The sequence below is a fragment of the Romboutsia sp. 1001216sp1 genome, from assembly GCF_039841805.1.
Lineage (GTDB): Bacteria > Bacillota > Clostridia > Peptostreptococcales > Peptostreptococcaceae > Romboutsia_C > Romboutsia_C hominis.
In genome coordinates, this window is the sequence record NZ_JBDPHA010000003.1 from 44,608 (window position 1) to 66,645 (window position 22,038).

22 protein-coding genes and 1 riboswitch are annotated in these 22,038 nt (G+C 28.5%); of the genes, 5 read left to right on the forward strand and 17 right to left on the reverse strand.

Translation table 11 applies throughout. The features are described 5' to 3' along the window. Window positions 1-444 precede the first annotated feature (444 nt). From nrdG to ABHC41_RS04575, 5 genes are all read right to left on the reverse strand, one after another. Window positions 445-948 (reverse strand): anaerobic ribonucleoside-triphosphate reductase activating protein, encoded by a 504-nt coding sequence (gene nrdG, locus ABHC41_RS04555; protein WP_092922915.1) that lies wholly within the window; start codon window positions 946-948, stop codon window positions 445-447. Between the two features lie 16 nt (window positions 949-964). Continuing rightward, a complete protein-coding gene (nrdD, locus tag ABHC41_RS04560; protein WP_166504818.1) occupies window positions 965-3,094 on the reverse strand; it encodes an anaerobic ribonucleoside-triphosphate reductase in 2,130 nt (709 codons plus the stop codon). Between the two features lie 420 nt (window positions 3,095-3,514). Beyond that, the gene (locus ABHC41_RS04565; protein WP_092922909.1) at window positions 3,515-3,895 is read right to left on the reverse strand and encodes a hypothetical protein; all 381 of its coding nucleotides are present in this window, start codon (window positions 3,893-3,895) and stop codon (window positions 3,515-3,517) included. A 207-nt stretch (window positions 3,896-4,102) separates the two neighbouring features. After that, window positions 4,103-4,315, reverse strand: a complete 213-nt coding sequence (locus ABHC41_RS04570) for a hypothetical protein (protein ID WP_092922906.1) — start codon at window positions 4,313-4,315, stop codon at window positions 4,103-4,105. A 176-nt stretch (window positions 4,316-4,491) separates the two neighbouring features. Further along, on the reverse strand, window positions 4,492-7,059 hold the full coding sequence (locus tag ABHC41_RS04575; RefSeq protein WP_166504817.1) for a cell wall-binding repeat-containing protein: 2,568 nt from the start codon (window positions 7,057-7,059) through the stop codon (window positions 4,492-4,494). A 190-nt stretch (window positions 7,060-7,249) separates the two neighbouring features. After that, window positions 7,250-7,420, forward strand: a riboswitch (Lysine riboswitch). 276 nt (window positions 7,421-7,696) lie between these two features. Between ABHC41_RS04575 and ABHC41_RS04580 the strand changes: the two genes are divergently transcribed. After that, entirely contained in the window at window positions 7,697-9,163 is a 1,467-nt protein-coding gene (locus ABHC41_RS04580) for an amino acid permease (RefSeq protein ID WP_195237922.1), read from the forward strand. Between the two features lie 44 nt (window positions 9,164-9,207). On the opposite strand, the gene ABHC41_RS04585 is transcribed toward ABHC41_RS04580, so the two are convergent. Next, window positions 9,208-10,116, reverse strand: a complete 909-nt coding sequence (locus ABHC41_RS04585; protein WP_166504815.1) for a LysR family transcriptional regulator — start codon at window positions 10,114-10,116, stop codon at window positions 9,208-9,210. 221 nt (window positions 10,117-10,337) lie between these two features. Between ABHC41_RS04585 and ABHC41_RS04590 the strand changes: the two genes are divergently transcribed. Further along, on the forward strand, window positions 10,338-11,159 hold the full coding sequence (locus ABHC41_RS04590; protein WP_166504814.1) for a nitroreductase family protein: 822 nt from the start codon (window positions 10,338-10,340) through the stop codon (window positions 11,157-11,159). Window positions 11,160-11,457: 298 nt separating this feature from the next. On the opposite strand, the gene ABHC41_RS04595 is transcribed toward ABHC41_RS04590, so the two are convergent. The 5 genes from ABHC41_RS04595 to ABHC41_RS04615 form a co-directional block, all read right to left on the reverse strand. After that, a complete protein-coding gene (locus ABHC41_RS04595) occupies window positions 11,458-11,853 on the reverse strand; it encodes a DNA alkylation repair protein (protein ID WP_330405549.1) in 396 nt (131 codons plus the stop codon). A 36-nt stretch (window positions 11,854-11,889) separates the two neighbouring features. Then, entirely contained in the window at window positions 11,890-12,354 is a 465-nt protein-coding gene (locus tag ABHC41_RS04600) for a methylated-DNA--[protein]-cysteine S-methyltransferase (protein WP_092922888.1), read from the reverse strand. A gap of 176 nt (window positions 12,355-12,530) precedes the next feature. Then, window positions 12,531-13,052 carry a DUF4269 domain-containing protein gene (locus ABHC41_RS04605; RefSeq protein WP_271893185.1) on the reverse strand — a complete coding sequence of 174 codons (522 nt, stop codon included), beginning with the start codon at window positions 13,050-13,052 and terminating at the stop codon, window positions 12,531-12,533. Between the two features lie 83 nt (window positions 13,053-13,135). Then, window positions 13,136-13,315 (reverse strand): aminotransferase class V-fold PLP-dependent enzyme, encoded by a 180-nt coding sequence (locus ABHC41_RS04610; protein WP_330383683.1) that lies wholly within the window; start codon window positions 13,313-13,315, stop codon window positions 13,136-13,138. 112 nt (window positions 13,316-13,427) lie between these two features. Then, window positions 13,428-13,820, reverse strand: coding sequence for an aminotransferase class V-fold PLP-dependent enzyme (locus tag ABHC41_RS04615; RefSeq protein WP_330678015.1), 393 nt, complete (start codon window positions 13,818-13,820; stop codon window positions 13,428-13,430). A 386-nt stretch (window positions 13,821-14,206) separates the two neighbouring features. Between ABHC41_RS04615 and ABHC41_RS04620 the strand changes: the two genes are divergently transcribed. From ABHC41_RS04620 to ABHC41_RS04630, 3 genes are all read left to right on the forward strand, one after another. After that, a complete protein-coding gene (locus ABHC41_RS04620) occupies window positions 14,207-14,365 on the forward strand; it encodes a hypothetical protein (RefSeq protein ID WP_330678014.1) in 159 nt (52 codons plus the stop codon). Beyond that, window positions 14,314-14,994 carry a YedE family putative selenium transporter gene (gene yedE / locus ABHC41_RS04625; RefSeq protein ID WP_330678013.1) on the forward strand — a complete coding sequence of 227 codons (681 nt, stop codon included), beginning with the start codon at window positions 14,314-14,316 and terminating at the stop codon, window positions 14,992-14,994. Before ABHC41_RS04620 ends, yedE begins: the two co-directional genes overlap by 52 nt. 108 nt (window positions 14,995-15,102) lie before the next feature. Further along, complete coding sequence (locus ABHC41_RS04630; RefSeq protein WP_166504809.1) at window positions 15,103-15,339, forward strand: putative Se/S carrier-like protein; 237 nt, start codon at window positions 15,103-15,105, stop codon at window positions 15,337-15,339. A 72-nt stretch (window positions 15,340-15,411) separates the two neighbouring features. Here ABHC41_RS04630 and ABHC41_RS04635 read toward each other — a convergent pair whose 3' ends face one another. The 6 genes from ABHC41_RS04635 to ABHC41_RS04660 form a co-directional block, all read right to left on the reverse strand. Next, window positions 15,412-16,461: a reductive dehalogenase domain-containing protein gene (locus ABHC41_RS04635; protein ID WP_166504808.1), complete on the reverse strand. Its 1,050-nt coding sequence runs from the start codon at window positions 16,459-16,461 to the stop codon at window positions 15,412-15,414. Between the two features lie 118 nt (window positions 16,462-16,579). Continuing rightward, window positions 16,580-17,974, reverse strand: coding sequence for an MATE family efflux transporter (locus tag ABHC41_RS04640; RefSeq protein ID WP_092922876.1), 1,395 nt, complete (start codon window positions 17,972-17,974; stop codon window positions 16,580-16,582). 390 nt (window positions 17,975-18,364) lie between these two features. Beyond that, window positions 18,365-18,667, reverse strand: a complete 303-nt coding sequence (locus ABHC41_RS04645) for a hypothetical protein (RefSeq protein WP_092922873.1) — start codon at window positions 18,665-18,667, stop codon at window positions 18,365-18,367. A 170-nt stretch (window positions 18,668-18,837) separates the two neighbouring features. Then, entirely contained in the window at window positions 18,838-20,181 is a 1,344-nt protein-coding gene (locus tag ABHC41_RS04650) for an MATE family efflux transporter (RefSeq protein ID WP_166504807.1), read from the reverse strand. Window positions 20,182-20,190: 9 nt separating this feature from the next. Then, window positions 20,191-20,976, reverse strand: coding sequence for an ABC transporter ATP-binding protein (locus ABHC41_RS04655; protein WP_166504806.1), 786 nt, complete (start codon window positions 20,974-20,976; stop codon window positions 20,191-20,193). A 47-nt stretch (window positions 20,977-21,023) separates the two neighbouring features. Next, window positions 21,024-22,037 carry an iron ABC transporter permease gene (locus ABHC41_RS04660; protein WP_166504805.1) on the reverse strand — a complete coding sequence of 338 codons (1,014 nt, stop codon included), beginning with the start codon at window positions 22,035-22,037 and terminating at the stop codon, window positions 21,024-21,026. Window position 22,038 lies beyond the last annotated feature (1 nt).

The window sequence follows — 22,038 nt, forward strand, 5'->3', positions numbered from 1 at the left end:
AATAACGTGCTGAAGATCATCGGATTTAAAAAATTTATGTAAGCTATGATATAATTTACACTTTTATGTTCACTTGCTAGTAAATTACTCATTAATTCTCTATTTATTTAAAGTATATCATAATTAATCATTTTTGTAAATGATAATAATTATTAATTTCATTTTTTGAAACTAAACGTTAAGTACTCTATGAAATTACTTCTTCTAGCATAATAATTTTTTATTTTGTAAAAAATTCGCTTCGCTTAAGCCACTGCGTGGGCGCTACACTTCATGTCACCAACGACTTTGTCCGTTCCTCAAATGTCACGTTTTACATTTTCAATCTTATTGACATATTTTACTTTCATGAGTTGTTAACATTTTTGTGCTTAATATAATTTACTTACATGTAAAAAATGCATCAAGATAAAATTTATATTTATCTTGATGCATTCTACATACTTAACCTAGCTCATAAAATACTATTTTATTACTTAATAATGTCTTTTTTACGTCTATAACTCTTTGATTTGATGAACCTCTTAACATTAGGCTTAGATTTCTATTGTTTTCTTCAAACTTACCATCTATTAATACATCTATATATTTTAATACTTTCTTTTGACTTTCATCAAAATTTTCTAGTGTATATCCACTCCATAGGTATATCATTTTATTTGGGTAATGTTTCTTAAATTCTTTGCATAAATTAAATACACCTTCTACATTTTGAGGGCATAATGGCTCTCCTCCTAATATAGATAAGTCTCTATCTATATTATTTTTATTTATATTATCAATAATATATTGTAAATCTTCTTGTGTAAATTCTTGACCTCCGTTAAAATCCCATGTTTCTCCATTGAAACATCCTTTACAGTGGTGGGGACATCCTTGTGTCCAAAAAGACATTGTTACTCCAAGTCCATTAGCTATGTCATTGTCTTTTATTTTGGCAAATCTCATATTATCACTCCAAATTCTATAAGTGAAGTACTCTCTCACCTATCTCTTGAGTACGTCCTTTACCCCACATATTTGCCCCAATGTATCCACAAGTTCTTCTCATAACTTGCATTTCATCTTTATCTCTGTTTCCGCAGTTTGGACAATACCATTCTAAATCCTTATCAAGCTTTATTTCACCTGTGTATCCACATTTATAGCATATATCTGGCTTAGTATTTATTTCTGCGTATTGTATATTGTGATAGATGTAATTTATTATTTGCTCTACTGCTTGTAGGTTTTTACTCATATCCGGTACTTCTACATAACTTATACATCCACCTAAACTTATGTCGTGGAATTGACTTTCAAACTTTAATTTTTCAAAAGCATCTATTTCTTCAGTTACGTGAACATGGTATGAGTTTGTATAATACATTCTATCAGTTACATTTTTAATTTCTCCGAATTTTTGCTTATCTATTCTACAGAATCTTGAAGTTAAACTTTCTCCAGGAGTTCCGTATAATCCAAATCCAAGACCAGTTTCTTCCTTCCAACTTTGGCAAGCATCATTTAAATGGTGCATAACTTCTAATGCAAATGCTTCCCCTTCTTTAGTTGTATGACTTACACCAAGCATTGCTTGAGTCATTTCATATACCCCAACATATCCTAAAGAAAGAGTTGAATATCCATCCTCTAAAAGAGCGTCTATCTTCTCTCCTTTTTTAAGTCTAGCTATTCCTCCATGTTGCCAATGTATTGGAGATACATCTGATTTTACTCCTTTTAATAAATCATGTCTAACCATTAAAGCTTCTTTACAAAGTTCTAATCTTTCATCTAATATCTCCCAGAATTTATCCATATCTTTATTTGCAGTTAATGCAACTTGTACTAAGTTTAATGATATTACACCTTGATTGAATCTTCCATACCACTTATAATTTCCATTTTCATCTTTCCATGGAGATAAGTGACTTCTACATCCCATAGGTGGGAAAGTATTTCCTTCATAATTCTTTCTCATTATTTTAGCACTTTGATAATCTGGAACTAATCTTTTCGTATTACATTTAGCTGCTAGCCTTGTAATATAGTCATACTTGCCACCTTCTAGGCAGTTATGTTCATCTAATAAATAAACTAGTTTAGGGAATTCTTCTCCTACTTCTTGTCCTTTGTAGTTTTTCATTCCTTCTAATCTTTGCGCTATCATTTCTTCGCAAATTAAAGCCATTTCCCTTTCATATTCATGACCTTCTTCAATCTCTAAATATATAGTTGAAAATGGTGATTGACCATTACTTGTATATAACGTTGATAATTGATATCTTATAGTTTGTATACCTGCTTTTAGCTCCTCTAACATTCTTTCTTCAGCTAATTCTTTAGCCATTTCTTCAGAATACTTTTCTTTGTATTTATTGAAATATTTATCATACGATACTCTTAAAAATGGTGCTATATGCTTTATAGTTATAGAGTTTCCACCATATTGACCGCTTGCTATTTGAGCTATTATTTGTGTTGTAACTGTACAAGCTGTTGTAAATGATTTTGGTGATTCTACTAATTTATTACTTATTACTGTACCATTATTTAACATATCTTCTAAGTTTATAAGCATACAGTTATGAATTGGTTGAATTGCATAGTCCATATCGTGATAGTGAAGTACACCTTCATCATGGGCATGCGCTATATGTGCTGGTATTAATTTTCTTCTTGCTATATCTTTTGAAACTTCTCCAGCTATTAGGTCTCTTTGAGTAGACGCTAATAATCCATTTTTATTTGAATTTTCATTTATAACATCTTCATTACTATTGTCTAGTAATCCTAATATACTTTCGTCAGTTGTATTCACTTCTCTTTTAAATGACTGTACCGCTCTATATCCTTCATAAGCTTTCGCAGTCAATTCGTGTTTATAATCTATTAACTTCTTATATACCATATCTTCTATTTGATATACTGTCGGCGAAGGTGACTTTTCATAACAATTTTCTTCTATTTCGTTAGCTATTTTTTTAGCTATTTCTTCTTCATATATACCGCTACCATATTTCATAGCATTTAGTATTGCATTTTCGATTTTTATTTTATCAAACTCTGCAACCTTTCCATTTCTTTTTATTATATTTAATTTTCTGGTCATAAAACTCTCCTTTTGCCTAATATTTCTTGATGTGTTTGTCAAGTCTTACTAGATAAAAAAACAATAACTTTTTTAATAAAAAGTATTGACTTTTTTGTTTTTCAGCACTTTACTTAACTTTGCATAAGCACTATATGTAGTAACACAACCTCTATTTTATACCATATATAGTGTATATTCAAGCTATTTATATTCACTTTTCTTATACCCCTTGATACCACCTAATTCTAGCTTAAATTTTATATTTTTCAGTAAATTTCCTTATTTTTTTATATTTTTTTGAAAATTTTATAATATCTCGATGTAAATAATCTAATAAATATAAAAGTAGCTATAGATCATATTTACCCAAATTTTTATACAAATAAAATTTATTTTATACTAAAAAGACACTTATATCATTAAATAATATAAGTGTCTTTATATTCTATATCCTAAAAATAAACAAGAATCATGATTAGAGATACTATCCCATACATTAAATAAATTGTCATACAAATATTTATAAGAATAGACTTTATATAATTTAGAATAAGCTAAAACTATCCCCCATTGATAAGTTCTATATACATTATTTCTATGTATATATGGTTTAATCTTCTCTTTATTATAATATATGTATTCTTTCTTTAATGACGTTTTAATTTCTTTTAATATTTTCATAGCCTCCTTTTGCTTTCCCTGTGATATGAGTTTCATACCTTCACTAGACCTTGAAATATAATAATCTATATTCTCAATCATCTCTTCTTCTGAAACTAACCTTTTGTCAAATTCTAAAACAATACTTTGGTTAAACATATGAACTCACCTCTTTATTAATATACTTTTACAAATTTAAACAAATTCCTTTAATTAATCCACTTTTTTTATATCTTTGTATTTATTATTTAAATATATTAAAAAACACTAACTTTAATAAGTTAGTGTTTTAGTAAATAATCTAAATAGATACTTATATAAACATATAATACTTAAATTATATACCTTTATAAATACCTATTTAATTTATTTATTTACTTTTCTTTCTTCCCTTTTTTCTTCAAACTTTTCTTTTTCTAATTTTTTCATAGATTTTTGATGAGCTTTAGCTTCTTTTTGTGCTTCTTTGTAATTTCTTTCGCTGTTAATTTCGAATTCCTTTTTATCACATTTCTCAGATTTTCTTTCTATCTTTTTAGCTTCTCTTTCTTCTAATATTATTTCTTTTTCCAACTTCATTTTAATATCTCCTAACTACATTCTTTAAATTCTTCAATTTCTTTTTTACTTGAATTAAGCTTTCTATCCATATATATTAATTTTATTCCCATATTTTTACATATAAAACATATAAGTTAGATTTTAAACAAAAAAATACTAACTTTACTTGTTAGTATTTTTTATAAAGAATTTAGTTATTTGTTTAATATATCAATTATTTGACTAAATGAATTTTCATTTCCATTTCCACCAACTTGAGTTACTTCATTTGTTTCTTTAGATGATAAAATTTCTTTTTGCTTCCAATTTAAATTACTTCCAACTATTACAATTGGAGAGTTTTTCTTAGCTGCTAATACTCCTGCTGATAGGGCGTCAATTAAATCATCTTGTTTATTTATGCCATCTTTTGCTATAAGTATGTCTTCTAGATTTTTTTCTTTATAAAAGTTCTCTAAAATTAAAGCATTGGTTTCATTTCTATCATCTCCACCTATTCTTTTATAGTTAGGTAATTTAGTTGTTATATCATTAGATATAGTACTTTGTCCACCTATAACATAAGATGTTTGTATATTGTTTTGTTTAATAAACTTATTAATTTTATCAAAATTTTCATTTTGTGATGTTAGTATTATCGGCATATTCTTATTGGCTGCGACAGGTGCTATACTAACTGCATCTGCTAATCCTTTAACTCCATTTACAACAGCTATATTTGATATGTTACCTAATCTTTTAGCTATTTCTAATGATGTGTCATATCTATCTATTCCACTTATTCTATTTACCTTAAATCCATCATATTCAAGCTCATTTACTATATTATTCGATACTGAACTTGTACCTCCAATAATATATATATTTTTAGCTTTTAGTCTCTTTATCTCTTGTTCAATATTATAATATAAGCTGTCATTTGGTGTTAGAAGTATTGGAGCATTTATAGATTTTGCAAATGGTGTGGCTGAAAGAGCATCTGCTATAGAACTTGAATTTACTAATACTACATTATCAGAAGTATCCCAACCTTTTTGACTTATCATTATAGATGTTTCATATCTAGTTTCTCCTACCATTTTACTTATAACTACTTTAGGATTATTTGAGCTTACCTTCATTATCCCAACAGCTTTTAGAGCATTTTCTACTGTTTCTTTTTCACTTGCTGTTTTAGCTTTTAATAATAATACTTCTCCTAGATGATTAAAATCTGATTGAGAATATAAGCCTTCTGTAAGTGCATCATAGAAAAGTTTACCCATTTTTTCTTCTCCGATACCTTTAACATTAATACCATATTGTGTTCCACCTTCAGATATTAGGTAAGCTAATTTATTTATTATACCACTATTTTCATGTACGTAATCATTGTCACAGCTATCATTATGTACATGAGACCTTCTACAGATTTCCATATTATCTACATTATCTATATCTGGGTTTTTCATGCTTCTTAAGTATCCATATTTTGAAAAATCTTCTCCTATAGTCCAATTTTTGCTTGATTTATAAGTATGTTCTACTAAAGTACCAAAAATATCTCCATATGCTTCGTTTATAGCGCCTGATTGAGATACATAATCTAAATTAGCAGTATGTCTTACTACTGAATGAGTATATTCATGTCCAATTACATCTAATGATCCTGCAGAATCATAAGTTGTTGAGTTTTCATTTCCAAAAACTAGTATATCAACTCCATTTACTAGACTGGAAAATGCATTTCCTGGCTCATTTACATTTACAAGTAATTCTGGCTTACTTCCCTTTCCATCTAGCCCATCTCTATTGTATTTATTTAAATAAAAATCGTAAGTTTTTCCTACATGGTAGTTTGCATCTACAAACTTTCCATCGCTCTTTTCTAGTTTTGTGCTAAAATATTTTATATCATTATCCATGCCATAAGGAATTTTATTTTGATAATAATATTGATAAAAATATTGACCTTTTATATCTAAAGTTTTTATAGGTTTTGATCCTCTACTTAAATCTATAAAATAATACCCGTCTTTAAAGCCTGCTTCACCTTGTCTATGTATTACTTGTATTTCTCTTTCATCTCCAAATACACCTTTTGCTTTAATTTTTTCTGATTTGATTATATTGTTTGTGTTTTCGTATTGATTTATTATATCTCCACTGTTAGCATCTATAAATACAATTTTGTTATAAATTGTTTTTCCTATTATATTTACATCTACTTTGTATGCAAGTTTATATTCTTCTTTACTTTTATATAAATATAACTCTACTTTTTCATTTTTATTTAATTCATTTTTTAGTTCAAGTTTTTCCTTTGCTATCTTAAGTGCATCATCTTTAGTTAAAGTCGGATTATAGTTAAATCCTTTTAATGTCTTTGATGTTGGCTCTATATATCCTGAAATTGATTTTATATTTCCGTCATAATCTACGCATCCTACTAAATCTGAACCATAGATAGGTATATTATTTATATACTGTTGAAGTCTTACTATAACCTGAGAATCATTTTTATCATCTTCTTTTGATTTGACTTTGAAAGTAGAAGTTTTTTCTACATTGCTTAAATAATTAATTAGGATTTGTTGAGGTGATATACCTTCTTTTTTCTCTTCCTTTATATTACCACTTACTACAAATGGTTCCGATTTTTCTATAGCTTTTTTTAATTCTTGTTTTTGCATATCCTCACTTGCAAAACTCAAACTAGTTAGATTTATAGTTATTAAACATAGTGTTGTTATGCTTGCTATGCTCTTTTTTAATAATGTCACTTGCTTTCCCCCTCAATTTTCTTTATTTAATGCTTTTGCTCCTTGTTATATTTTTACTAACTATGTTAACTCTATTTTAACACTTGCAATTATTGTTAGTAAACTTATTATTTATTGTTTTTGTACAAAATCTAATCTTTTCTATTGACTTATTTTTTGTTTTGGTTATAATTTAAAACAACAAGTAGATAACTGAGATAGAGGCGCGAAATTTAAGAGTAGTATTATGGAGGTAAGCTCAATGAAATAATACAAAAGGAAATTTCGCCGAAGTAAATAGTTAATGGCTTTGATACTATTTACTGGGCTTATGTAAAATATGCATAAGACTGTCACATTTTTGTGGAGAGCTATTTTCAATGAAAACGTACGGTACGTTGTATTTTTTGTATATAATTTACGTATTTTTGTCATGGGTATAGTCTCATGGCTTTTTTTGTATACAAAAACCTTATGTAAACCTAAAATTACTGATAACTTATATAAGGTATATCAATAACTCAATAATATAAAAATATATCTGAGTAACCGTCGAAGTCGTTAGCGACATAAACTAAGCGCATTTTTATTGTTAGATAAATTTTATTATCTTAGTTACTTACTTATGGAAAATTTACACCATAAGGAGGATAATCAAATGAGTGAACAAAATCAAGAATTAAAAAGAGGATTAAAAGCAAGACATCTAAACATGATAGCACTAGGTGGTTCTATTGGAACAGGTATATTTCTTGCAATGGGAGATACTATCTATCAAGCAGGACCTGGTGGTGCATTAGTTGCATATGTTTTAGTAGGCATTATGGTTTATTTTTTAATAACAAGTTTAGGTGAAATGGCTACTTTTATGCCAATCTCTGGATCTTTCAGTTCCTATGCTACTAAATTTATTGACCCAGCACTTGGGTTTGCACTTGGATGGAATTACTGGTACAACTGGGCTATAACAATAGCTGCCGAAATGGTTGCAGGTTCTTTAGTTATGAAATTTTGGTTCCCAAACATACCAGGAGTTTACTGGAGTTTATTATTTTTAATAATAATTGTCGGATTAAACTTCCTATCATCAAAAGCCTACGGTGAGTCTGAATATTGGTTTGCTGGTGTTAAAGTTGTTACTGTAATTATATTTTTAATAATAGGTGTATTAATGATAGTTGGTATAATTGGTTCTGATGAAATAGGATTTCATAATTATTTTATAAAAGATGGACCTTTCCATGGTGGAATAAAATCAATCTTTGCCATTTTTCTAGTTGCAGGATTTTCATTTCAGGGAACCGAACTTATAGGAGTTGCTGCTGGAGAAAGTGAAAATCCAGAAAAAACTATTCCTAGGGCTATAAAATCCATATTTTGGAGAATATTAATATTTTATTTAGGAACGATAATAGTTTTAGGTGCTATAATACCTTTTACACAGGCTGGTGTTTCTGAAAGTCCATTTACTATGGTATTTGAGAAAGCAGGTATAGCTGGAGCTGCTTCTCTTATGAATGCAGTAATATTAACATCTGTATTATCTGCTGGAAATTCTGGTATGTATGCATCAAGCAGAATGCTTCACTCTATGGCTAAGGATGGACTTGCTCCAAAGCTATTTGCTAAGACTAATAAAAGAGGTGTTCCTGTAAATGCTTTAATATTAACTACTATAGTTGCATCTTTTTGTTTCTTAACAGGTGTATTTGCCGAAAGTACTGTTTATGTTTGGTTAGTTGCTGCATCTGGCCTTGCTGGATTTATAGCATGGGTTGGAATAGCAATATGCCATTATAGATTTAGAAAAGCATATACTCATCAAGGTAATAATTTAAAAGATTTAAAATTTACTGCTAAATGGTATCCTTTTGGACCTATACTAGCATTAATAATGTGTATAGTTATAATAATAGGTCAAGGTTATTCTTGTATTAAACCAGATGGCATTGACTGGAGTGGTTTAATAGCTTCTTATATAGGTATACCTCTATTTTTAAGTTTATATATAGGTTATAAAATTAAGCACAAGACTAAACTTATCCCTCTTCACAAGGTTGATTTAACTTATGGAGAAGATAAAAATTTAGATAATATAGAAAAAAAGATCCTTGAATTAAATTAATAAACATAAAAAATGTAACTCCTTTAACTTAGGAGTTACATTTTTTATGATGAAGTTATATAATTTCTATCAACATATTCTAATATATAATCTCTAAATAACTTTGCTATTGGAGGTATATATGAATTTTTTAAATAACTCATATATATTATTCTTTCCTTAATAGTTTCTTTAATATTTATTTTAGATAGTGTATTTGTATTGATAGTTGGTGAATCAGGAACTACTGAAATCCCTGCTCCAGCAGATACTAATCCTTCTATTACACTTCCTATATTAGCTCCTTTTGGCTGAATTGATATTTTAGGGGTATACCCTAAAGCATCAGTACAAGAAAGAATCCTATCTTTACTACCTTCACAAAATGCTATAAAAGATTCATTTTCTAATTCCTTTAAAGATACCTCTCCTCTACCGGCTAATTTATGATTCTTTGGTACTATTAATATATACTCTTGCTTTTTTATTGGTATAGATTCTATATTAATATCCCAAATAGGTTCTGTATGATTATCATAGAAACCAATATCAATTTTTCCTTTTTTTAAATCTTCTATTATTTCAGTTACAGACTGTTGGTTAAATTGAAACTTTACATTAGGGTTATCATTTAAGAAATCGCTTATTATAAAATTCATAAAATAAGCTCCTACTCTAGATGTAGAGGAAATAGAAACTGTCCCTGTAGTATCACTAACCATTTCATCTAATTCCTTTATCCCTTTTTCAATCTCTACCAATGCTCTCTCTGCATGAACTAAAAATAATTTCCCAAACCTAGTTAGTTTGACATTTCTGCCACTCTTTTCAAATAAAGGGACTTTTAGTTCTCCTTCCAACTTTGCTATTGATTTACTTAATGCTGGTTGAGTAACTAATAATAACTTTGAAGCTTTAGTAAAATTTTCGGTTTCAGCGACTGTTTTGAAATACTCTAGTTGTTGTAGGTTCATTTTCTACTCCTTTTTATAATTTATCAAATCTATAACTAAAAGTTATATGTTTATGAATATTTTAAATTAGACATAGTGGTTATAACAGTGCTATAATCACTATTATCCTTAATAAATATATTTGTATTTTCTTATGAATTTTACTTATTAGTATACCAAAATAATTAAGACATATAAATTAAAATTGAAAAATATTATATAAATTAAAGGGAGTGTTTTTTATGATGAAAGTAGATAAGGATCTTTGTATAGGATGTTCTCTATGTGTTAAAGATTGCATGGTTAAAGATATTGAACTTATAGATAAAAAGGCTCATATTAAAAATGTAGCCTGTTTTAAATGTGGTCACTGTATTGCAATATGCCCTAAAAATGCAGTATCAACTGATGATTATAACATGAATGAAGTTAAAGATTATAATAAAGAGGATTTCTCTATTGATGCAGATAATTTACTAAACTTTATCAAGTTTAGAAGAAGTGTAAGACACTTTAAAAATCAGGATGTAGAAATAGAAAAACTTTCTAAAATCATAGAAGCAGGGAGATTTACTCAAACAGCAAGAAATGCACAAGATGTATCTTATATTGTAGTTAAAGATGGCATAGAAACTTTAAAAGAAATGTCTTTAGAAAGATTAAGTGATATGGGTAAATATATGCTTGCTAACTTAACACCTGAAACAATGAATTTAAAGCTATATGCCCAGATGTGGGTAAAAATGTATGAAGAATTTAAAGCAAATCCTACTGGTAGGGATAGTCTATTCTTCAATGCTCCTGCTGTAATACTTGTAGTTTCTGATAATCCTGTAGATGCTAGTTTAGCTTCCTCTAATATGGAACTTATGACTAATGCTCTAGGCCTTGGAACTTTCTTTAGTGGATTCTTTACAAGATCTGCTGAAGGAAATAAAAAAATTATGGACTTCTTAGGACTGAACGAAAATCAAAAAATTGTAACTTGCATGGTTATCGGATATCCAGATGTAAAATATCAAAGAACAACTCCAAGAAAAGAAGCACAAATATCTTGGAAGTAATCTAAATAAAAAATTCGCTTCGCTCATGTCGCCAACGACTACGTCCGTTGCTCAAAATATATTTTTCTACATTTTCAAACTTGTTGATATATCTTATATCCATAATTTATCAACAGTTTTGTTCTTAATATAAAATCCTTGTATGTAAAAAAATAGAAATGGGCTATGTTAAGGTAAATTAGCCCATTTTTACTATCTCTTCATTGATTTTATTAAGACTTTCCTTTCTTTGTCAATCTTTAAAGATTCACATATTTTCTGGAGAGATTTATTGTAAGTAAAATCATCAAGATTATTATTATTTAAATATTCTAGTGTTATATTTTTTTAGAAATTCCCATACTATTTCTTTATTTTTATTGGTTATTTTAAGCCCACTACAAAAACTATCACATACAGACCAGTTATTTATTTTAGGAATAAAGTTTTTTATATATACTAATATTTCTTCTATATTACTATCCTTAACATATCCTATTACCATTCCCTGTAGCATAACCTCTTCAAAATATGTATCATTAGCATTTTTTAGATATTCTCTCCAGTCTTTTTTAGCTATTCTCTTTGCTATTTTTCTTAAACACAAAAGTCTAACACCTAGTATATTCTCAACTCCTGGTATTAGCCTTGAAGAAAATTCTCTATACTTTTCTTCTGATAGTTTCAAAAGTTCTTCTCTAATTTTTTCGTTCATATATCCCTTCTCCATATAATGTTAATATACTTTTATTTAATTATTATTTTCCATATCTAATAATTGTTTTTTTATCTCTAAACCCGCAGCATAACCAACTAAACTTCCATCAGCCCCTATAATTCTATGGCATGGAATTATTATTAATATAGGATTTTTATTATTTGCCATTCCCACTGCTCTAGCTGCTGTTGGCTTACCTATTTTTTGAGCTAATTCTTTATAACTATATGTTTTGCCATATGGTACATCTTTAAGTTCATTCCATACTAGCTTTTGAAATTCTGTACCGTTAAGAGAAAGTGGTACATCAAATTCTATTCTTTGTCCTAATAAGTATTCCTGAAGTTGCTTTGCTGTTTCTTTAATTAATGGTGTTTCTTCAATATTCATATCTTCTGATGATAGTTTCTCCGCTAGATAAAGATCTGTTATTCCTTTTCCATCTTCAGCAATTCCTATCTTTCCCAGCTTTGTTTCATAATAAAAAATATTTTTCATATAAACACCTCATTTGTTAATTTGCATATGTTATTTCATAATCTAATATACAATACTTTATATAATATTTATATAATAAAGAAGTTACTATACTAAAAATAAGCATAATAACTTCTTTATATTTTTCTATATTAATATTGTTTTAAATTTTTTAAATCATCATCATAGTATTCTTCTTATTCTAGTAAACTTTCATATGGATTACCTTTTAATCCTAGTTGTTTAGCAAAAGCTGGCTCTATTTTTAATCCTCTCTTTTTTAAAGCTATTATTTCATTTTTAAAATCTTTTCCTAAAATCTCTATCAACCTAGCTTCTATCACCATATGCCTATATCCGTTGGTTTTCTCTGAATGATTTTTGCTCGCATATATCTCTATTTCTATATCATCCACATAAAAATTACATACTATTATATTTTCTATACTATTTTCTATTACTTTAAATCCTTTTCTTGTTTCAAATTCATTGACTAATACTTCTTTAAAAGTAACGAAGTTTTCTACTCCACATACAATATCTAGATCACTACTTTCTATGTTTATTTGTATTGGAATAGTTCCTATCAGTATTGGGTTGTAATCCTTGAGTACTTCAAATATATTTATTCTTTTAAGTATTTCATAACTTTTTCTTTGAGTATTATTCCCCTCTTTTAGGTATGATATATCCTTCCAGTTCATGTCCTTTATTTTCATATCTTCCCCTTATTCAGATCTTTAAATATAAATTGATTTTAAAATGATTATCCATTTTCTTAAAGTATATTATAAAACATGAATTATTTATTTATCCATATATTTTTCACACAATCAATAATATAATCTATTTCTTTTTCTGTGTTAAAGTACCCAAAACTAAATCTAACTGTACCATTAGGAAAAGTTCCTAGTGTTTTATGAGCAGAAGGTGCATAATGAAGACCACTTCTAGTTGATATACCGTAATTTTTATCTAACATATGACATACTATCCATTATCAAGTTCTTTAAAATCAGGAGAAACTACCGAGGTTCTATTTTTAGTATCAAGCTTTCCAACTAACAAACTTTTATCTATTCCTTTTATTCCATCTACAAATCTTTTAGTTTGATTTCGCCTAAAAAGTTACAATTAACTTTTGTAATCATTATGTCATTTAAAGAATTCAACGGTCTCATAACTGCATTGTGCTCCATAGAAGAAACTATTACATTGTCACCTTTTTTTAGTAAGCCTTTAATTACTATATTTAAGCTAGTTGTAATATTGGGTGTGAAAACAACATTTTCAGGTTTATCAAAATTGAATAATTCACATATTAATTCTCTAGTTTCATATAGAACATTTTCCGCTTTATAGGATGATGAATATGCACCTCTATTTACATTACAACCTACATTATTTATATAATCTAACATAGCTTCACCCATTAATGGTGCCTTTGGATATGATGTTGCTCCATTACCACAATATATCTTATTCATTTTTGTCTAATTATCTACAAAATGGCTATGTTATACTTTGCGTGGAAAAGTATTTTGTATTTAACAATTTCATATGGGGGTATTTTTAATGAAGGAAAAAAGAAGTATCATTATCGGTTGAGCTATAATTTGAATTATATCTGTTTTATCCGTACTTTGTGGAAATCCAAGGAATATGAGAATATGTGTAACTTGATTTATTAGAGATATTGCAGGTTCATTGGGCCTTCATAGAACTGAAATAGTTCAATATATAAGATCTAAGATTATAGGAATGGTGCTAGGTTCTTTTATTTTAGCACTTAGTAGTCGTGAATTTAAGTCTCATGGTGGCTCTTCTCCATTTATAAGATTTTGTCTAGGATTTATAGTAATGAGGAGCATTAATGTTCTTAGGTTGTCCTACTAGAATGGTGCTTATACTTGCAAGTGGAGATTTAAATGCTTTATTTGGTATAGGTGGTTTTGTAGTAGGTATACTTATTGGTATAGTTTGCTTGCAAAAGGATTCTCTCTTAAGAGAAGTTACAAACAAACTAGATTAGAAGGATTTTTATTCCCAGCTATAAATATTGTATTATTCATTATGCTAATATCATCTTCTGCTTTATTGTTATTCTCAAAAGAAGGTCCTGGTTCTCAGCATGCTCTAGCTTTTATAGCTTTAATAATAGGGCTAGTAGTTGGAGTTATATGTCAAAAAACTAGATTGTGTATGGTTGGTAGATTTAGAGATTTAATATTGTTTAAAGATTATTATTTTTTATTAGGATTTTTAGCTATGCTAGTAGCTGCTTTTATAGGGAATTTAACTTTTGGATTCTTCACTCCTGGATTTACTGATCAGCCAGTAGCCCATACAGATGGTTTATGGAATTTTTTAGGTATGGTATTAGCAGAATGGGGTTCTGTATTATTAGGTGGTTGTCCTATGAGACAATTAATTTTATCTGGCGAGGGAAATATTGACTCTGTAATAACTATATTTGGTATGCTTGTTGGAGCAGCTTTTTGTCACAACTTCCAATTAGCATCTTCTTCAAAAGGACCTACATCTAATAGTCAAATAGCTGTGATTGTATGCTTTTTTATACTTGGTATCATTTCATATTACAGTTGCAAGGCTGATAAAGATATAAAAAATAAATTAAAAGTATATGTTAGTATTGGCTAAAAAAATAGATGCTAGAGGATATTCTTGTCTTCAACCTGTACTCATGGCTAAGAAGGGTTTAGAAGAAAATCCTTAAGGTGTAGAAGTTTTGGTAGATAATAATGCTGCTTGTCAAAATATAAAAAGTTTACTCATTCTTGCGCTATTAAATTTTCTAGATTTTTAACTAAAAGTGGTATGGAAAATGAGTCTTCTCCAGTTCCCAGAAATTTAAGCTCTAACTGTGGTATTGGAGTTAGCTTTTCTTATACAGATGACATAAATAAACTTTATATAAAAGATATAGAAAAAATTTATTTTATAGATTGTAATGAGTACTCTTTGTATAAGGATTTTGATGATTAAATAAATTTATAAAAGCTGTAGATAAGTTTGTTTAATACAACTTTACCTACAGCTTATTTTAATTCAATATGTTTACCTTAACCAATCAGGATTTCCTGGAACGAAAGGTCTTTTACCAAACTTTTCTTTATATTCATCAAGAGCCTTTTTTATAAGTTCTTGATTATCTTTAAAAGTATTTACTTCTTTTATAGTTTCTAACTCTTGTGCAAATGGACATACTGATATACACATCCCACAATCTGTCCCCATATACAACCATTTTATGTAACAAGATTCTTGCTCTATTACCCAAGAATCTTTATCTGGCTTATTGGATAAAGATTGCGAAGGACAAAAATGTGCACACTTGTTGCACAATTTACAGAAGTCATCTAGCCCAAAATCTATTTGCTCATCTACATCTAATTCTAAATCTGTAGTTACCACTCCAAGTCTTATTCTTGAGCCATAATCTTTAGTAGTTAAAATAGTATTTCTTCCTATCTGTCCAAGTCCAGCATCTTTTGCCACCCTAACTGGCATCAATAAATAATTCGAGTCCATATGATTTCTAGCTTCATAGCCTAGGTTTCTTATGTAATAACTAAGTACCATCCCAACTATAGATGCATCTACATAGCACTTACTAGTTTCTATAACTTCTGCTATCATAGGTCCTCTATTTATCATATCTTTATCCATCTCTACTGCAAATACTATTCCATATTTGTGATGATTAGTTATTTCTTCACCATAATTTTCTTCATGTCTTCCTCTATGAGTATAATAATGATAGTCTTTTAATTCTGTTATCCCTACTAATTTAGCTCCATACTGTTTTGCAAACCCCTTTATTTTCTTAGTTATTATTTTTTTATTTACTTTTACCTTTTCTGGTTTAGGTTTGTTTTCACATAAGTGCTTTATGTCTGATAAAAATTCAAATGCAGACAAAGCCATTGGTGAATTTGTTGGATTATACGTCATACTTTCCTCACTGCATAGATAAGGTCTAGTTCTTATGCTATCATCTATATCCTTTTTTTCAGGATTTCTCGAGTAGTAATCTACATAAGCCTCACTACCCTTTTCATAGTTTGATCTAGCAAACATTGTATCTCTTTCATCAACTCTATTCATTATTTTACTTGTCATCCCCTTTGACTTAGTGTTAGTAGATAATATATTCGACTAAATCTCCTATAATCCTTTATACAAAAAAGATACTACATAATTTATTGTAGTATCTTTTTATATATTAATTGTTAACACAAGCCTCTAGATTTTTATTATCTTTTTCTTTATAATCAATATCTCTAATCCACTTTTTGCTAAATAATCTAAACACACACCAAATTCCCTTTAAAATCTCATCTGATTTTAATACAATAAGAACTATTCCTGGAGGTAATTCTAAAACAATCCCAGCTACATATCCTAGTGGAATAGATATAATCCATAAAAATAATACATCCGCAATCATTAAAAACTTAGTATCTCCACCAGCTCTAAGTACCCCTTTTGTAAGAAGTGTTGCTACAGACATAAATACTACTAAAACTGACGTTGAGTTCATTAATTGATAGGCAATAGATTTAGTATAATCTGATATATTATAAAAATCTATTACAATATATTTAAGGCTAAATATAACTACTCCTGAACATCCCCCTAATATAATAGCCATAGCCAAGAACGTAACAGCTCTTTTATATGCTGATTCATAATCTCCTTTACCTATAGTATTGCCTGTAATAACTCCACTTGCATTAGATACACCCATTAAAAATACATTAGTAAACTGTAGGACAACAGCAGATATACTGTTAGCTGCCACCATGTCTGAACCCATTCTACCCATTATTACAGATACCATGTTAAGACCAAGAGCAAGTATAAGATCACTTACTAAAACAGGTCCACCTATTTTTATATAACTTTTAAGTAGCTCTTTATCTAAAGTAAGTAAATACTTTAATTTGAAGTTAAGTTTTTTATCTATCTTAAATAAGTAAGTAACTACCACTGTAAATTCTATAATTCTAGCTATAAGAGTAGCTATTGCTGCTCCTTGTATTCCAAGTTCTGGTGCGCCTAATTTACCAAATATTAAAACCCAATTTAGAAAAATATTAAATCCAAAAGATGTTAAAGATGCAAATAAAGCAACTTTAACTGACCCTACTGTTCTAAACAAAATATTTACTGTAGTAGATATTCCTTGGAATATAAATGATAATGATATTATCTTAAGGTACATTACTCCTTGATCTGCCACAGGTAATTCACTAGTATATATAGACATTATTTTATCTGGCATAAACTGTGATAAACTTAAGAAAATTATAGCAAAAGCTATACTAGCTCTTATCAATATTGATAATACTTTGTTAATGGAATTTATATCCTTCTTGCCCCAAAATTGACCAGATAATACACCTGCTCCTCCACCTAGTCCAAAGTTAATAATTAAAAATATAAAACAAAATTGATTCGCTAAGGATGCTGCTGATAGTGTTATCTCCCCAAAAGAGCCTAACATCATAGTATCTGTCATACTTACACCAACATTTATAAGTCCCTGCATAGCTATCGGTATGCTAATTTTTAGTACATCTTTATAAAAAGATTTTTCTTTCACAAAAACACTCATATTCTCTTTCCTCCTTATGTTAATAACTTATTTATGATATAAAAAGCTGGATAAGTTGCAAGCTTAAAGCTCACTTCTTATCCAGCATATAATCTTAATTTATAAGCACATTTTAATTATTAGCTTGATTATTTTATTATATTATATAATATAATATTTTATTTGTAAATTATTTAAACTTAAAACAATATCACAATTATATAAAATTCCTTTTGCTAAAAATATAATTTAACTTGTCCATAGTTATTATTTTTAGAGTGAGATTTTAGAGTTTTTTGATTCCGAATAAAAATAAAAGAAGATATTATCATAAGACTATGGTAGCATCTTCTTTTACCTTTAATACTTTTAGATTAAATTTCGCTCATTACCTAACTAAACGTTATATTATTAAAAATACATCTTATCGCTATCTTTATAACAGTAATATGTCTTTTCTTTTGTTTCTATACGTAAAGAATCATCATATACTACTATCTCATCTATAGCACTGTCTTCTACTTCACATACAGTAGTATTTTTACATTCTCCAAAACTTAGATATCCTTTATCTTCTTTAGGCTCATATCTAAATTTTATATTAGCCTCTTTTATATTCATTTCTTCACCATTTACTTTGCTGCTTACTTTTATATCTGTATATTCATTTGTAAGAAGTAAATTTTGTATTTTGTAAGTTAATTTATCAGTCATAATCTTATGCCTATTTCTAAGTACATTTAATACTTAAAATCCTTTCATTATATTTATATGTTTAATATAACAAATTTAATTGACATTAACAATTAGGCACTTTTTTGTAACTACCATTTTATGGTACATTGTAAAAACACCCTATCAAATATTGATATGGGTGTTTTCTTTTAAAATTTATTTACTTTTTTAAACTCTCTTAATAAAAATATACCTACTATAATCATAGTACTTACATCTGCTATTGGTTGTGATGCCCATACTCCATTTAATCCGTATATTCTAGGTACTACAAGTATAACAGGTATTAATATTATAACTTGTCTTAATAAACTTAAAAACATAGATATCTTTGCACTACCTATTGATTGGAAATATACTGCTCCCAAAATAGAAATACCTATTGTTGGTAATGTAAATGTATATATATTTACTCCATTCATAGCTAACTCAGTAAGTTTACTGTCATTTGTAAATATACTGATGAATAACTCTGGGAATAATCTAATAAATATAAACCCAAAAGTTAATATTATTGTTCCTACTAACATAGCTATTAACAATGCCTTTTTAGTACGTCCATATTGCTTAGCTCCATAATTATATGCAATTATAGTTTGCATTCCTTGGCTTAATCCAAATACAGGCATTAAGAAAATCAAGTATATAGATGTTATGGTTGTCATAGCTCCTATTGCTAAGTCTCCACCGTATATTTTCAGTACTCTGTTTGTTACTAGATGTATAGAACCTGATGCTAGTTCCATAAAAAATGGAGTTAATGCTATTAATATAATAGCTTTTAAAAGTCTTTTTTCTAGCCTAATATTTTTGATTTTTAGCTTAAGATTTGATTTTCCTAGTGTAAAATAATAGGTAGACCATATAAATACTAACAGTTGACACATTATAGTTCCTATAGCTGCACCTTTTATTCCCATATCAAATCCAAATATAAATATAGGGTCTAATATTAGATTAAGAATACAACTTATTATCATCATCGTAGCAGCTAGCTTAGGTCTTCCTTCTGCCCTTATAGCACTATTAAGTGCAAACCCTGGTAAATTAAACCATGTACCAAAGAATATTACACTCATATAATCTCTTGCGTATTTAATAGTATCAATACTAGCTCCAAATATATAAAGTATATCATCTAAAAAGAATGCCCCTATTATCATTATTGCTATAGCAACAACTATTTCTAAAGCAAATGTATTTCCTAATATTCTTTCAGCTTCTTCTTTATTACCTTCACCGAGCTTTATAGATATATTAGTACTTCCTCCAATAGCAATTCCTACACAAAATGCTCCTAGTATTGTAAATAAAGGCATTGTCACTCCAAGTCCAGATATAGCAAGTGCTCCTACATCCTTAATAGAACCTATAAAAGCTCTATCTACTGTATTATATAAAGATGTTACCATCATTGCTAATATAGCAGGTACTGAATACTTAAGTAGTAACCTTCCTATTTTATCTTCTTTTAAAGCTTGTTGACTTTCCATAAATTACTCCTATACCACCATGTCATAAGTTATACATACTGGTTTTTGAGTTCTAGGATCTTCAACAATCTCAGCATCTATATTAAATAACTCTTTAAGATTTTCCTTTGTCATAACCTCATGTGCACTACCTTGACATGCTATTTTACCCTTTTTAACACCTATCATATAGTCTGCAAACCTAGCTGCATTGTTAAGTTCATGTATTACCATAACAATAGTTGTTCCCTGTTTTCTGTTTAATTCTTCTAATAACTTTAATACTTCTAATTGGTGAGCTAAGTCTAAATATGTTGTTGGCTCATCAAGTATAAGTATATCTGTTTGTTGAGCTAGTGCCATGGCAATCCAAGCTCTTTGTCTTTGACCTCCAGATAAGGCTTCTATCGGTCTATCTCTAAATTCCTCTATTCCCGTTGACTTTAATGCCCATGTAACTATATCATTGTCTTCTTTTTTTAATTTACCAAATCCCTTTTGATGAGGAAATCTTCCATAAGCTATTAACTCCTCTACAGTAAGGCCACTTGGAGCCTGAGGACTTTGTGGAAGAACTGCCATAGTTTTTGCTAATTCTTTTGGACTTTGTTCCTTTATATTTTTATCATTTATATATATGTCACCACTTTTAGGTTGTATAATTCTAGCTATAGTTTTTAATATAGTTGATTTTCCACATCCATTAGACCCTATTATCGTAGTTATTTTTCCTTTTGGTATGTCTAAATTTAAATCTTTTACTATATCTAAATTTCCATATGAAATATTTAAATCTTTAGTATTTATACAGTTCATTTTTATCTCCTTTGGTTAATTATTTCGATTATTTAAAATGAAATTATTTATTCTGATAGCATCAGATAAATAAAGTATGGAACACCTATTATTGCTACTACTATTCCTACGGGGATTTCCATAGGTGCTATTAAATTTCTAGCTATAGTGTCAGACACTAGTAAAATTAAACTTCCCACAAGTGCAGCTGTAGGAATTAACTTTTTATGCTTAGGCCCAACTAATTTTCTAGCTATATGCGGTGCAACTAATCCTAAAAAGCCTATACTTCCTGCTACAGAAGTCGCTACACCTGCTAATATTACAGCATATATTATTAATCTTCTTCTCTCTTTTTCAACCTCTATACCTAACCCTGTTGCCACTTCATCTCCTAAATTTAGTACATCTAAATATCTAGATTTATATATTGTAAGCAAAGTAAATATTAATATAAAAGGTAAAACTGCTAATACATATTTCCAGCTTGCTCCCCATATACTTCCTGAAGTCCACGCCATTACTCTATTAAATTCTTGTGTTGTAAATCTTAATTGGAATATTGTAAGCAATGATGTAAATGCTACATTTATACCTATACCTATTAACAATAATCTAGATGAATTTATTCCGTTTTTCCATGCAAGTATATAAATTAAAAATGCTCCAAATATAGCCCCTGATAATGCAACTATTGGCATTGTAAATATAGTCATATTACTTATCCCATCATATACATTTCCATTCATAATATAAATGTATATAACAACGAATAATGCAGCTCCTGAATTTATTCCTAGTATTCCTGAGTCTGCCAAATCATTCTTAGTAACACCTTGTAAAATAGTACCTGCTATTGCCAAAGCTGTTCCAACTAGAATTCCAATCACTATTCTAGGTAATCGTAGTTTAAATATAGCAATTTCATGACTTTTAGATCCTTGTCCTACTAAAGTTTTTATAACATCTAATGGCTCTATAGACAGCGATCCCATATTTAAACTAACTAAAAATGTAGCAAATATTAATACCATTAAAATGCCTATAATCATAATAAATTTTTTATTCTTTTTTATATTCATA

Excerpts from the sequence above, each read along its gene's own strand:
- ABHC41_RS04570 (WP_092922906.1), bottom strand. The coding sequence starts at position 4,315 with ATGAAGTTGGAAAAAGAAATAATATTAGAAGAAAGAGAAGCTAAAAAG.
- ABHC41_RS04655 (WP_166504806.1), bottom strand. The coding sequence starts at position 20,976 with ATGAACTGTATAAATACTAAAGATTTAAATATTTCATATGGAAATTTA.
- ABHC41_RS04660 (WP_166504805.1), bottom strand. The coding sequence starts at position 22,037 with ATGAATATAAAAAAGAATAAAAAATTTATTATGATTATAGGCATTTTA.
- ABHC41_RS04580 (WP_195237922.1), top strand. The coding sequence starts at position 7,697 with ATGAGTGAACAAAATCAAGAATTAAAAAGAGGATTAAAAGCAAGACAT.
- nrdG (WP_092922915.1), bottom strand. The coding sequence starts at position 948 with ATGAGATTTGCCAAAATAAAAGACAATGACATAGCTAATGGACTTGGA.
- ABHC41_RS04600 (WP_092922888.1), bottom strand. The coding sequence starts at position 12,354 with ATGAAAAATATTTTTTATTATGAAACAAAGCTGGGAAAGATAGGAATT.
- ABHC41_RS04635 (WP_166504808.1), bottom strand. The coding sequence starts at position 16,461 with ATGAATAGAGTTGATGAAAGAGATACAATGTTTGCTAGATCAAACTAT.
- nrdD (WP_166504818.1), bottom strand. The coding sequence starts at position 3,094 with ATGACCAGAAAATTAAATATAATAAAAAGAAATGGAAAGGTTGCAGAG.
- ABHC41_RS04595 (WP_330405549.1), bottom strand. The coding sequence starts at position 11,853 with ATGAACGAAAAAATTAGAGAAGAACTTTTGAAACTATCAGAAGAAAAG.
- ABHC41_RS04645 (WP_092922873.1), bottom strand. The coding sequence starts at position 18,667 with ATGACTGATAAATTAACTTACAAAATACAAAATTTACTTCTTACAAAT.
- ABHC41_RS04610 (WP_330383683.1), bottom strand. The coding sequence starts at position 13,315 with ATGTTAGATAAAAATTACGGTATATCAACTAGAAGTGGTCTTCATTAT.
- ABHC41_RS04605 (WP_271893185.1), bottom strand. The coding sequence starts at position 13,052 with ATGAAAATAAAGGACATGAACTGGAAGGATATATCATACCTAAAAGAG.
- ABHC41_RS04615 (WP_330678015.1), bottom strand. The coding sequence starts at position 13,820 with ATGAATAAGATATATTGTGGTAATGGAGCAACATCATATCCAAAGGCA.
- ABHC41_RS04585 (WP_166504815.1), bottom strand. The coding sequence starts at position 10,116 with ATGAACCTACAACAACTAGAGTATTTCAAAACAGTCGCTGAAACCGAA.
- ABHC41_RS04640 (WP_092922876.1), bottom strand. The coding sequence starts at position 17,974 with ATGAGTGTTTTTGTGAAAGAAAAATCTTTTTATAAAGATGTACTAAAA.
- ABHC41_RS04650 (WP_166504807.1), bottom strand. The coding sequence starts at position 20,181 with ATGGAAAGTCAACAAGCTTTAAAAGAAGATAAAATAGGAAGGTTACTA.
- ABHC41_RS04590 (WP_166504814.1), top strand. The coding sequence starts at position 10,338 with ATGATGAAAGTAGATAAGGATCTTTGTATAGGATGTTCTCTATGTGTT.
- ABHC41_RS04620 (WP_330678014.1), top strand. The coding sequence starts at position 14,207 with ATGTTCTTAGGTTGTCCTACTAGAATGGTGCTTATACTTGCAAGTGGA.
- ABHC41_RS04565 (WP_092922909.1), bottom strand. The coding sequence starts at position 3,895 with ATGTTTAACCAAAGTATTGTTTTAGAATTTGACAAAAGGTTAGTTTCA.